Source organism: Nonomuraea sp. NPDC049269 (genome assembly GCF_043197155.1).
In the GTDB taxonomy this organism is placed as follows: domain Bacteria; phylum Actinomycetota; class Actinomycetes; order Streptosporangiales; family Streptosporangiaceae; genus Nonomuraea.
The window spans coordinates 1-13939 of record NZ_JBICSO010000022.1; the positions used below are offsets into that span (position 1 = coordinate 1).

Here is a 13939-nt window from a genome sequence, read left to right on the forward strand (position 1 = left end):
AGGGTGTTGACGAAGAACCCGATCAGGTCTTCGGTCTCGGCCTGGTTGCGGTTGGCCACCGGCGTGCCGACCAGCAGATCATCCTGACGGGTGTAGCGGCCGAGCAGGGCACTGTAGGCGGCCAGCAACGTCATGAACATGGTGGTGCCGGAGCGGCGGGACAACGCTCGCAGGCCCTCGGCCACTTCCGGGCTGATGTGGAAGTCGAGGGCCGCCCCGGCGGTGTCGCGAATCGCCGCGCGGGGCCGGTCGGTGGGCAGGTCCAGCACGGGCGGCCGGGCGAGCCGGCGCCGCCAGTAGCCGAGCTGCTCCTCCAGCGTCTCGCCGGTGAGCCAGGAACGCTGCCACACGGCGAAATCGGCGTACTGCACCGGCAACGGCACCAGCGGAGACGGTCGTCCTTCTCGGCAAGCGTCGTAGAGGGAGGCGAGCTCCTCGTGGAAGATCTTGGCCGACCACTCGTCGAAGACGACGTGATGCATGCACAGGGCCAAGATGTGCAGGTCCCCACTGAGGCGGATCAGGCTGCCGCGCAGGAGAGGTCCTTGGGCCAGGTCGAACGGAGCGGCTGCGTCGGCGGCGATCAGCGCCTGAGCTTCGTGCTCGCTCGCCACCTCGATGACAGGTAAGTCGAAGTCACTGGGCGGGTCGATGATCTGGTGCGGGATGCCGTCGGCGTCGGCGACCAGCCGGGTGCGCAGGACCTCATGCCGCTCCGTCAACGCGGTGAGGGCCGCGCGCAGGGCGGGGATGTCGAGGTCGCCGGGCAGCGGGATGGGGGTCGGAGTGTTGTACTCGGCCGAGCGCGGGTCGAGCTGGGCCAGGAACCACAACCGCTGCTGGGCGAACGACAGCGGCAACGGCTGATCACGATCGACCGGGACGATCGGCGGCGCGATCGCCGTAACAGCAGTGCTGTCGATGAGACTCGCCAGACCCTTGATGGTCGGCCGATCGAACAACACCGCGAGCGCCAGATCCGTGCCGAAGGTGCTGCGGATGCGGGTGATGGCCTGGGTGGCCAGCAGGGAGTGTCCGCCGAGGTCGAAGAAGTTGTCGCGGACGCCGACCTGGTCCAGGCCGAGGAGGTCGGCCCAGATGCCGGCCAGCAACTGCTCCGTGGGAGTGGCCGGGGCCTGGTAGCCGCCGGCGAGGTCGGGACGGCTGCCGTCCGGTGCCGGTAGAGCGGCACGGTCGATCTTGCCGCTGGGTGACAGCGGGAAGGCGGCCAGCTCGATGAACACCGACGGGATCATGTAATCCGGCAGGCCAGCGGCCAGGTAGGCTCGCAGGTCGTCAGTGGCAGGGGTGCCATCGACGGAGGCAGCGGGGACCAGGTAGGCGACCAGTCGGCGGTCGGTGTCCTGGCCGAAGGGAGCAACCAAGGCGGCGGCGATGTTCGGGTGGCCGGTCAGAGCATGCTGGATCTCACCCGGCTCGATGCGGTGGCCGCGGATCTTGACCTGGTGGTCGGTCCGGCCGAGGAAGTCGAGTTGGCCGTCCGGTCGCCAGGTGGCGAGGTCGCCGGTCCGGTAGAGGCGAGAACCGTCACCGGCGTGCGGGTCGGCGACGAACCGCTCGGCGGTCAGGGCGGGCCGGCCGTGGTAGCCGCGAGCCAGGCCGAGACCACCGACGAACAACTCCCCTGGCACACCTGCGGGGACGGGGTTGAGGTGGGAGTCCAGCACCTGGGTGGTGGCGTTGGAGATCGGAGTGCCGATGGTGGCCGGGGTGTGGCTGATGGTGGCGCACACCGTGGTCTCGGTCGGACCATACGCGTTCAGCAACCGGTGCCGGTCACCCCAAGCCTGAGCGAGTGCCGGGTCGAGGTGCTCACCCGCGCTGATCACCGTCAGCGGCGGCAACTGGGCCGGGTCGAGGGTGGCCAGCAGCGACGGCGGCAACGTCGCGGTGTCCACCCGCCATTCCTGGATGAAGCTCGCCAGGTCGTGCGTGCGCTGTTCAGCATTGGGGATCACCAACATGGCACCGGCGGCCAGAGTGACCGCGATCTCCGACACCGCCGCATCGAACCCCGGCGAAGCGAACTGCAACACCCGCGACAACGCCGACACCCCGAACGCCTCACCCTGCGCCACCACCAGGTTCACCAGCCCCCGATGCGCCACCCGCACCCCCTTGGGCCGACCAGTCGAACCAGAGGTGTAGATCAGATAAGCAGCCTGATCCGGGACAACCACCACCGCAGGAGCCACGACCGGCAGAGCTTGCAGCTCCGCCAGAACACCCGGCTCATCCACCAGCAGCGTGCGCAGCCGACCGACCGGAGAGTCAGCGCTCCCGTCGGCGCCCACGTAGGCGGACGACAGCCTGCTCACCAGCGACTCCGTGGTGAGCAGTAGATCCGCCTGGCTGTCAGCCAGCAGATAAACCAGCCGGTCCATCGGGTAGCTGGGATCCAGCGGCAGATAGGCAGCACCGGCCTTCCACACCGCCAAAACCGCCACAACAAGGTCGAGGCCACGCTCCAGACACAACGCGACCGTCGTCTCCGGACCCGCACCCAATGCGATCAGCTTGTGGGCCAGTTGGTTGGCCCGGGCATCCAGCTCCCCATAGCTGAGCTGCCCTTCCAGCCCGCCCACCGCGACCGCCTCAGAACCGGCAACCGCCCGAGCCGCGATCAGCTCATGCACGCCGGCGGCCTCAGGCAGCACCATGCCGGTAGCGTTGACGTCCCGCAGCGTCTGCAGCTCAGCGGTGGTGAGGATGGGCAGTGCCGACAGCGGCCGGTCAGGGGCAGCCACCACGGCATCCAGCAACACTCGCAGGTGACCGATCAACCGCTCGATGGTCGCCTGGTCGAACAGGGCCGTGCTGTATTGCACCGAACCGGCCAGATCCTGGTCGCCAGAGGCCACCATACTCAAAACCAGGTCGAACTTGACGACGCTCTCTTGGACCGTGGCCTCGATCGGCTCATCGGCATCACGATGGTCGTCTGACTCGCCGATGTAGTTGAACAGGGTTTGGAACAGCGGCGTGCGGGAGCGGTCACGATCAATGCCGAGTTCGTCGACGAGCTGCTCGAACGGCAGATCCTGATGCCCGTAGGCGTCCAGTGCGGTGGCGCGGACCTGGTGGAGCAGGTCGGTGAAGGTGGGATCGCCGGACAGGTCGGTCCGCAGGACCAGGGTGTTGACGAAGAACCCGATCAGGTCCTCGGTCTCGGCCTGGTTGCGGTTGGCGACCGGCGTACCGACCAACACGTCATCTTGGGCGCTGTATTTGCCCAGCAGCGCGCTGAATGCCGCGAACAGCGTCATGAACATGGTGCTGCCGCTCTGACGCGTCAACTCCTGCAGCCGACCAGCGGTTTCAGCCTCAATACGGAAGCTGATGGCCCCACCGGCCGTGGAGCGGACCGGAGGCCGGGAGCGGTCGGTGGGCAGGTCGAGTACAGGTGGGTTGGCTAGTTGGCGACGCCAATAGCCCAGTTGCTCTTCCAGAGTCTGACCGGTGAGCCAGTTCCGCTGCCACAGGGCGAAGTCGGCGTACTGCACCGGCAGCGGTGCCAGCGGCGACGGATTTCCTGTGCGGAAAGCCTCGTAGAGAGCGGTGAGTTCGCGGTGGAAGACCTTGGCGGACCATTCGTCGGAGATGACGTGGTGCATGCACAGGGCCAGGATGTGCAGGTCGTCGGCGAGGCGGATCAACGTGCCGCGCAGCAGTGGACCGGCCGCCAGGTTGAAGGGGGTGACCGCATCGGCGGCGATCAGGGTCTGTGCTTCTTCTTCGCTCGCCGCCTCGACGACAGGCAGGTCGAAGGCGGTGGGTGGGTCGATGATCTGGTGGGGAATGCCGTGGGCGTCGGCGACCAGCCGGGTGCGCAGGACCTCGTGCCGTTCGGTGAGCGCGGTGAGGGCGGCGTGCAGGGCGGGGATGTCGAGGTCGCCGGGCAGCGGGATGGGCGTCGGGGTGTTGTACTCGGCCGAGTCCGGGTCGAGCTGGGCCAGGAACCACAACCGCTGCTGAGCGAAGGACAACGGGAGCGGCTGGTCACGGTCGGCAGGGACGATCGGCGGTCTGGCGGTTTCAGCCGAAGCTTGGTCTATAAGGGTGGCCAGGCTGTTGATGGTGGGCTGGTCGAACAGGGCCGCGAGCGCCACGTCGGTGCCGAAAGCGCTGCGGATACGAGAGGTGACCTGGGTCGCGAGCAGGGAGTGCCCGCCGAGGTCGAAGAAGTTGTCGCGGACGCCGATCCGGTCCACGCCGAGCAGGTCGGCCCAGATGCCGGCCAGCAGCTGCTCGGTGGGGGTGGTGGGCGGCTGGTAGCTGCCCGCGAGATCAGGACGGCTACTGTCCGGTGCCGGCAGCGCGGCACGGTCGATCTTGCCGTTCGGGGACAGCGGGAAGGCGGCCAGCTCGATGAACACCGACGGGATCATGTAGTCGGGCAGGCCGGCGGCTAGATAGGCCCGCAGATCGTCGGTGGCTGGGATGCCGTCGGCGGGGTCAGCGGGGACCAGGTAGGCGACCAGGCGGCGGTCGGTGTCCTGGCCGGTGGGGGTGACCAGGGCTGTGGCGATGTGCGGGTGGCTGGTGAGGGCGTGCTGAATTTCGCCGGGTTCGATGCGGTGGCCGCGGATCTTGACCTGGTGGTCGGTGCGCCCGAGGAAGTCGAGCTGGCCGTCCGGCCGCCAGGCGCCCAGGTCGCCGGTGCGGTAGAGGCGAGAACCGTCACCGGCGTGCGGGTCGGCGATGAAACGTTCGGCGGTCAGCGCGGGGCGGCCGTGGTAGCCGCGTGCCAGGCCGAGGCCGCCGACGAACAGCTCCCCGGGCACACCGACCGGGACCAGCCCAAGATGCCCGTCGAGGACATAAGCCGTGGTGTTCGCGATCGGTGGGCCGATGCTGGCGGGAGTTTGACTGATGGTGGCGCACACCGTGGTCTCGGTCGGACCATAGGCATTCAACAGCCGATGCCCGTCACCCCAAGCTTCGGCGAGTGCCGCATCGAGGTGCTCGCCCGCGCTGATCAACGTCAGCGGCGGCAGCTCCGCCGGCTCAAGTGTGGCCAGCAGCGATGGCGGCAACGTCGCGGTGTCCACGCGCCACTCCCGGATGAAGCCCGCCAGATCATCCACCCGCTGCTCCGAGCTGGGGATCACCAACGTCGCACCAGCGGCCAACGTGACCGCGATCTCCGAGACTGCGGCGTCGAACCCCGGCGAGGCGAACTGCAACACCCGCGATGACGCCGTCACCCCGAAGGCGTCCTGCTGCGCCATCACCAGGTTGACCAGCCCCCGATGCGCCACCCGCACCCCCTTGGGCCGACCGGTCGAACCGGAGGTATAGATCAGATAGGCGGCCTGATCGGGTGCCACGTTCACTGCGGGAGCCGTGACCGGCAGAGTCCGCACGCTCGGCTCGTCCACCAGTAGCGTGCGGAGGCGACCGGCGGGCAGGTCCTCCAGCAGCGCTTCCGTGCTCAGGAGAAGACCCGCCTGGCTGTCGGACAGCAGATAGGCCAGCCGATCCGTCGGATAGCTGGGATCCAGCGGCAGATAGGCAGCACCGGCCTTCCACACCGCCAAAACCGCCACAACAAGGTCGAGGCCACGCTCCAGACACAACGCGACCGTCGTCTCCGGACCCGCACCCAGCGCGATCAGCTTGTGGGCCAGTTGGTTGGCCCGGACGTCCAGCTCACCGTAGCTGAGCTGCCCCTCCTGCCCGGCCACCGCCACCATCTCAGGGCCGGCAAGCGCCCGAGCCGCGATCAGCTCATGCACGCCGGCGGCCTCAGGCAGCACCACGCCGGTGGCGTTGACCTCCCGCAGCGCCTGCAACTCAGCCGGAGTGAGGATGGGCAGTGCCGACAGCGGCCGGTCGGGGTCGGTGGTGACGGCGGCCAGCAGCATGTTCAGATGGCCGATCAACCGCTCGATGGTCGCCTGGTCGAACAGGGCCGTGCTGTATTCGATGGTGGCCGACAGATTGTCGCTTCCCTCAGCGAAGATCATGCGAAGGTCGGTCTGAGCCAGAATCCCGACCCGAGCCTGCTGGCCGCCACCAGCGGTGGCCTCTTGCAGTTCCTGAGCCGTCGGATCATCGATGGCGAAGTAGTTGAAGAGGGTCTGGAACAGCGGCGTGCGGGAGCGGTCGCGATCGATGCCGAGTTCGTCGACGAGCTGCTCGAACGGCAGGTCCTGGTGGCCGTAAGCCTCCAGCGCCGTGGCGCGAACGCGGTGAAGCAGTTCGGTGAAGGTCGGATCGCCGGACAGGTCGGTCCGCAGGACCAGGGTGTTGACGAAGAACCCGATCAGGTCTTCGGTCTCGGCCTGGTTGCGGTTGGCGACCGGCGTGCCGACCAGCAGATCATCCTGGCGGGTGTAGCGGCCGAGCAGGGCACTGTAGGCGGCCAGCAACGTCATGAACATGGTGGTGCCGGAGCGGCGGGACAACGCTCGCAGGCCCTCGGCCACTTCCGGGCTGATGTGGAAGTCGAGGGCCGCCCCGGCGGTGTCGCGAATCGCCGCGCGGGGCCGGTCGGTGGGCAGGTCCAGCACCGGAGGCTGGGCGAGCCGGCGCCGCCAGTAGCCGAGCTGCTCCTCCAGCGTCTCGCCGGTGAGCCAGGAACGCTGCCACACGGCGAAATCGGCGTACTGCACCGGCAACGGCACCAGCGGAGAGGGCCGACCAGCTTGGAAGGCCTCGTACAACGCGAGAAGCTCGCGATGGAAGATCTTGGCCGACCACTCATCGGAGATGACGTGATGCATGCACAAGGCCAGGATGTGCTCCTGGTCGCTGATCCGGATCAGGCTGCCGCGCAGCAGCGGACCGGCCGCCAGATCGAACGGCGTGGCAGCGTCGGCGGCGATCAGCGCCTGAGCTTCGTGCTCGCTCGCCACCTCGATGACGGGCAGATCGAAATCAGTCGGCGGGTCGATGATCTGATGCGGGATACCGTCGGCGTCGGCGACCAGCCGGGTGCGCAGGACCTCGTGCCTCTCGGTCAACGCGGTGAGGGCGGCGCGCAGGGCGGGGATGTCGAGTTCGCCAGGCAGCGGGATGGGAGTGGGCGTGTTGTGCTCGGTCGAGTCGGGGTCGAATTGAGCCAGGAACCATAGCCGCTGCTGGGCGAAGGACAAGGGAAGCGGCTGGTCGCGGTCGACCGGGAGGATCCGCGGCCTGCTGATGCCGTTGGCCTCGTCGATGAGCGGTGCCAGGCCACCGACGGTGGGCTGGTCGAACAGCACGGCAAGCGACAGGTCGATGCCGAACACCGAACGGATCCGGGAGGTGACCTGAGTAGCCAGCAGCGAATGGCCGCCGAGGTCGAAGAAGTTGTCCCGGATGCCGACCTGATCCACACCGAGCAGGTCGGCCCAGATACCGGCCAGCAAATGCTCCGTCGGAGTGGCCGGAGCCTGATAGCCACCGGCAAGGTCGGGGCGACTGCCATCTGGTGCGGGCAGGACGGCGCGGTCGATTTTGCCGTTCGGGGTCAGCGGGAAGGCGGCCAGCTCGATGAACCCCGACGGGATCATGTAATCCGGCAGACCGGCGGCCAGATAGACCCGCAGGTCATCGGTAGTGGGGATGTTCGCGTCCGGACCGGCCGGAGTCAGGTAGGCGACCAACCGGCGATCAGCATCCTCGCCGAACGTGGTCACCAGGGCAGAACCCACCTCAGCGTGGCCGGTCAGAGCGTGCTGGATTTCGCCGGGTTCGATGCGGTGGCCGCGGATCTTGACCTGGTGGTCGGTGCGGCCGAGGAAGTCGAGTTGGCCGTCCGGTCGCCACGCGACCAGGTCACCGGTCCGGTAGAGGCGAGAACCGTCACCGGCGTGCGGGTCGGCGACGAAGCGTTCGGCGGTGAGGGCGGGTCGTCCGTGGTAGCCGTGAGCGAGGCCGATGCCGCCGACGAACAGTTCGCCGGGGACGCCGGTGGGAGCGGGGTTGAGGTGGGCGTCGAGGACGTGGCTGGTCGTGTTGGCGATCGGTGCGCCGATGGTGGCCGGGGTGTGGCTGATGGTGGCGCACACCGTGGTCTCGGTCGGACCATACGCGTTCAGCAACCGGTGCCGGTCACCCCAAGCCTGAGCGAGTGCCGGGTCGAGGTGCTCGCCCGCGCTGATCAGCGTCAGCGGCGGCAGCTCCGCCGGCACGAGTGTGGCCAGCAGCGACGGCGGCAACGTCGCCGTGTCCACCCGCCACTCCCGGATGAAGCCGGCCAGGTCATCCACCCGCTGCTCAGAACTGGGGATCAACAACGTCGCACCGGTAGCCAGGGTGACCGCGATCTCCGACACCGCCGCGTCGAACCCCGGCGAGGCGAACTGCAACACCCGCGACGACGCCGTGACACCGAACGCGTCCTGCTGCGCCATGACCAGGTTGACCAGCCCCCGGTGCGCCACCCGCACGCCCTTCGGCCGACCGGTCGAACCGGAGGTGTAGATCAGATAGGCGGCCTGATCCGGGACCACGCTCACGGGGGGAGCCGTGACGGGGAAAGCTTGCAACCCCGCCTGCACGCCCGGCTCATCCAGCAGCAGCGTGCGCGGACGACCGACCTGGGAGTCCGCACTCTCACCAGTGCCCGTACAGGCGGAGGGCAGCAGCGGCCCGGTGGTCAGCAGGAGATGCGCTCGGCTGTCGGACAGCAGATAGGCCAGCCGGTCGGTGGGGTAGCTGGGATCCAGCGGCAGATAAGCGGCACCGGCCTTCCACACCGCCAAAACCGACGTCACCAGATCAAGACCCCGCTCCAGACACAACGCCACCGTCGTCTCCGGACCCGCACCCAACGCGATCAGCTGATGAGCCAGCTGATTGGCGCGGGCATCCAGCTCCCCATAGCTGAGCTGCCCCTCCAGCCCGGCCACCGCAACTGCCTCAGGACCCGCGACCGCCCGAGCCGCGATCAACTCATGCACACCGGCGACCTCGGGCAGCACCACACCAGTGGCGTTGACCTCCCGCAGCGCCTGCAGCTCAGCCGACGTAAGGATGGGCAGTGCCGACAGCGGCCGATCAGGGTCAGCCACCACGGCATCCAGCAACACCCGCAAGTGACCGACCAACCGCTCGATGGTCGTCTGGTCGAACAAGGCCGTGCTGTATTGCACCGAACCGACCAGGGCGGTGTCACCAGAGGCAACCATGCTCAAGACGAGGTCGAACTTGACCGCAGCCTGCGCGGTCGCGGTGTTCTCAGCTGAAATATGCACGCCGTCGAGTTCAGCGGTGTAATTGAACAGCGCCTCGAAAAGCGGCGTTCGCGAGCGGTCACGATCGACACCGAGCTCGTCGACGAGCTGCTCAAAAGGCAGATCCTGGTGGGTGAACGCATTGAGTGCGGTAGTCCGCACCCGGGCGAGGAGCTCAGTAAAAGTGGGGTCGCCGGACAGATCGCTACGCAGGACCAAGGTATTGACGAAAAAGCCGATCAAGTCCTCGGCGTCGGCCTGATTGCGGTTGGCCACCGGCGTACCGACCAACACATCATCTTGAGCGCTGTATCTACCCAGCAGCGCGCTGAATGCCGCGAACAGCGTCATGAACATGGTGCTGCCGCTCCGACGCGTCAACTCCTGCAGCCGACGAGCGGTTTCCGCCTCGATACGGAAGCTGATGGCAGCGCCGGCGGTGGTGCGAACGGGCGGCCGCGACCGGTCGGTGGGCAGGTTGAGAGCAGGCGGATCGGCCAACTGCTCACGCCAGTAGGTGAGCTGCTCGTTCAGAACCTTGCCGGTGAGCCAGCCGCGCTGCCACACGGCGAAATCGGCGTACTGCACGGTCAGCGGCTTGAGCGGCGACGGGCGTCCGGTGCGGAAGGCGTCGTACAGCGCCATGAGTTCGTGCTGGAAGATCTTCGCCGACCATTCGTCGCAGATGACGTGGTGCATGCACAGGGCGAGGATGTGCAGGTCGTCGGCGAGACGGATCAACGTGCCGCGCAGCAGCGGACCGGCGGCCAGGTCGAAGGGCGTGGTCGCGTCCGCGGTGATGAGGGCGTGTGCCTCCTGCTCGTCGGCGACCTTGACGACGGGCAGGTCGAAGGCGGTGGGCGGGTCGATGACCTGGTGCGGGATGCCGTCGGCGCCGGCGACCAGCCGGGTGCGCAGCACCTCATGACGTTCGATCAGCGTCGTGAGGGCGTCGCCCAGCGCGGGCAGGTCGAGGTCGCCGGGCAGGGGGATGGCGGTGGGCATGTTGTACTCGACCGAGCGGGGGTCGAGCTGGGCCAGGAACCATAACCGCTGCTGCGCGAACGACAGCGGCAGCGGCTGGTCACGGCCGGCCGGGAGGATCGGCGACACCCGGTCGGCGCTCAGCGCGGCTTCCCGTTCGCGCAGGAACTCCACCATTTCCTCGCGGAACTGAGCGACCTGCTCTCTGAGCTCCGCGGTCAGGGCGTTCTTGGGTGCCAGGAAACGGAGTCGGCCATCGGTGAGATATACGTGCACGCCTCGGGATGCGAGATCGTTCACGAGCTCCGCAGCAGAAGACGTCACTTCGAGACTCCGTCCCCATTAGAGTTTTCAGCCTGCGAATCCGTTTCCAGGCTCTGAATGATTTCGTCGTTCGACATTTGCTCGATCTCCGCCCAGATCTGGGTCTCGATGACGCCGGCGAGCCCGCTGATGGTCGGCTGGTCGAAAAGAGTCGCCAGGGCGATGTCGGTGCCGAATACCGAGCGGATGCGGGAGGTGACCTGGGTGGCCAGCAGGGAGTGGCCGCCGAGGTCGAAGAAGTTGTCACGGATACCGACTTGACCGCGGTCGAGGCCGAGCAGCTCACCCCAGATTCCGGCGAGCAGCTCTTCCGCCGGTGTCGTCGGCGCCTCGTACGCGCTGTCGAGATCAGGACGGGTCACGTCGGGTACGGGTAGCGCGGCGCGATCGAGCTTCCCGTTGGGAGAGAGCGGGAGGGCGGTCAGCTCGACGAAGGCCGCGGGAATCATGTGCTCGGGCAGCGTGGCGGCCAGGTGCGCGCGAAGGTCGCCGACGGGCGGCATCCCGGTGCCGAGGTCGGCGGGGACGACGTAGGCGACCAGCCGCTGCGTGGCGCCGTTCCCCGAAACCGTCACCCCGGCGGTGGCCACCCCGAGGTGCGACGTGAGGGCGTGCTCGATCTCGGCCAGCTCGACGCGATAGCCGCGTACCTTGACCTGCTGGTCCGTACGGCCGAGGAAGGTGAGCTGTCCGTCCGGACGCCGGCGCGCGCGGTCGCCGGTGCGGTACAGGCGGCTGCCGTCGGCGGCGAGCGGGTCGGCGATGAAGCGTCCGGCGGTCAGCATGGGTTCGTTGCGGTAGCCGCGGCTGATGCCCGTCCCGGCGATGTAGACGTCTCCCGGTACGCCGATGGCGACGGGGTCGAGATATTTGTCCAGGATGTGGATCCGGGTGTTGGCGATCGGCCGCCCGATCGGCAGCGAGTCCCTGGTGTCCGGGTCGACCGCCATGGTCGCGCAGACCGTGGTCTCGGTCGGCCCGTACGCATTGACGAGACGGCGCCCGACCGCCCAGGCACGCGCCAGCTCAGGCGGGCATGCCTCCCCCCCGACGACCAGGAGCCGCAGGTCCGGCAGCGTGGCCGGATCCATGTGGTGCAGGATGGGCGGGGTGGTCTGCATGATGCTGACGGCGCGGTCATGGAGAAGCCGCTGCAGGTCGGCCGCGGAGCGCCGGGTCACGGCGTCGGCGATGACGATGTGGGCGCCGCCGGCCAGCGACGCGAAGATCTCGCTCACCGCGACGTCGAAGCTGAAGGACGCCAGTTGGAGGGTGACGTCGGCGGGCGTGACGTCGAGATCGTCGCACTGGGCTCGGACCAGGTTGGCCAGGTTGCGGTGGCTGACCACGACGCCCTTGGGCAGGCCGGTGGAGCCGGAGGTGTAGATCAGGTACGCGGCCTGGTCGGGGTGGATCGTGATGGCGGGTGGCGTGCCGGGCAGGTGGTCCGGCGTGGCGATGCTGTCGAGCACCAGGGCGGCCCGGCTGTCGCTGATCATGTGTGTGATGCGGTCGTCCGGATAGTCCGGGTCGATCGGCAGATAGGCTCCGCCCGCCTTGAGTACGGCCAGGATGGCGACGATCATGTCGGGATCGCGGGGCAGCCGCAGGCCGACGACCGTCTCCGCCTGGACGCCGAGATCGTGCAGGTGGTGGGCGAGCCGATTCGAGCGGAGTTCGAGCTCGGCGTACGTGAGCGTGCGTACGCCCATGCTGACCGCCGGGGCGTCCGGTTGGGCGATGGCGACGGCGGTCAGCAGCTCGGGGGTGGGCTGGTTCGGCACCTCTATGGCGGTGTCGTTCCAGATCGCGAGCCTCGATCGCTCCGCTTCGGTGGGGAGGGTGAAGTCGCTGAGCTGCTGGTCCGGAGCGCCGACGATCGCCGTCAGGAGACCGATCAGGTGGGCGGCCAGGCGTTCGATCGTGGTGTGATCGAACAGCGCGGTGCTGTAGTTGAAGACACAGGACAGGTCCAGGTCGTCACCGGCGAAAGCGACCGTCAGGTCGAACCTCGCTGCCAGTTCCTCCACCGTGCCCTCTGGGGGCTCGTTGTCCCCGGAACGGTCGGTCGCGTACGTGAACAGGGTTTGGAACAGGGGGGTGCGGGAGCGGTCGCGGTCGATGCCGAGTTCGTCGACGAGCTGCTCGAACGGCAGATCCTGGTGGCCGTAGGCGTCCAAGGCCGTGGCGCGGATCTGGTGGAGCAGGTCGGTGAAGGTGGGGTCGCCGGACAGGTCAGCGCGTAACACCAGGGTGTTGACGAAGAAGCCGATCAGGTCTTCCGTCTCGGCCTGGTTGCGGTTGGCGACCGGCGTACCGACCAGCAGATCATCCTGACCGGTGTACTTGCCGAGCAGCACGGTGTAGGCCGCCAGCAGCGTCATGAACATCGTCGTGCCGGTGCGGCGGGACAGCTCGTGCAGGCCCTTGGCCACCTCAGGGCTGATCTGGAAGGTGGTGGCGGCGCCGCTGGTGTCGCGGACCGGGGGGCGGGGGCGGTCGGTGGGCAGGTCGAGCACCGGTGGCTGGGCGAGCCGGCGCCGCCAGTAGCCGAGCTGCTCTTCCAGGATGTGGCCGGTGAGCCAGGAACGCTGCCACAGGGCGAAGTCGGCGTACTGGACCCGGAGCGGCGCCAGCGGGGACGGCTTCCCCGACCGGAAGGCCTCGTACAGTACGAGGAATTCCCTGTGGAAGATCTTGGCCGACCACTCGTCGAAGACGACGTGGTGCAGGCAGAGTCCGAGCACGTGCCCGCCATGGGCTACCCGGTACAGCGTTCCGCGCAGCAGCGGGCCGGTGGCCAGGTCGAACGGATTCGCCGTGTCGGCGGCGATCAGCTCCTGAGCCTCCTGTTCGCCGGCCACGTCTATGACGGACAGTTCGAAGCCGGCGGGCGGGTCGATGATCTGGTGGGGAATCCCGTCGGCGTCGGCGACCAGCCGGGTGCGCAGCACCTCGTGCCGCTCGGTCAGCGCGGTGAGGGCGGCGCGCAGGGCGGGGACGTCGAGGTTGCCGTCGAGGAGGATCGCCGATGGGGTGTTGTACTCGGTCGAGCCGGGGTCGAGCTGGGCCAGGAACCACAGCCGCTGCTGGGCGAAGGAGAGAGGCAGCGGCTGGCCGCGGTCGGCCTGCGGGATCGGCGGGGCGATCGCGGTGATGGCGGTGCCGTCGATGAGCGTGGCCAGACCGTTGATGGTCGGCTGATCGAACAGGGCGGCGAGGGCCAGGTCGGTGCCGAAGGTGCTGCGGATGCGGGTCGTGGCCTGGGTCGCGAGCAGGGAGTGTCCGCCGAGGTCGAAGAAGTTGTCGCGGACGCCGATCCGGTCCACGCCGAGGAGGTCGGCCCAGATGCCGGCCAGGAGTTGTTCGGTGGGGGTGGTCGGCGGCTGGTAGCTGTCGGCGAGGTCGGGGCGGCTGCCATCCGGCACCGGCAGAGCCGCACGATC

The 13939-nt window shown here is 68.2% G+C and carries 2 protein-coding genes; both read right to left on the minus strand.

Annotation, left to right across the window (positions count from 1 at the left end; all coding sequences use genetic code 11):
* On the minus strand, positions 1-10445 hold a 10445-nt coding region (locus tag ACGFNP_RS60925), incomplete at its 3' end, for an amino acid adenylation domain-containing protein (protein ID WP_393334349.1).
* 44 nt (positions 10446-10489) lie between these two features.
* Positions 10490-13939: amino acid adenylation domain-containing protein (locus ACGFNP_RS60930; RefSeq protein WP_393334352.1), on the minus strand; the 3450-nt coding region annotated here is incomplete at its 5' end.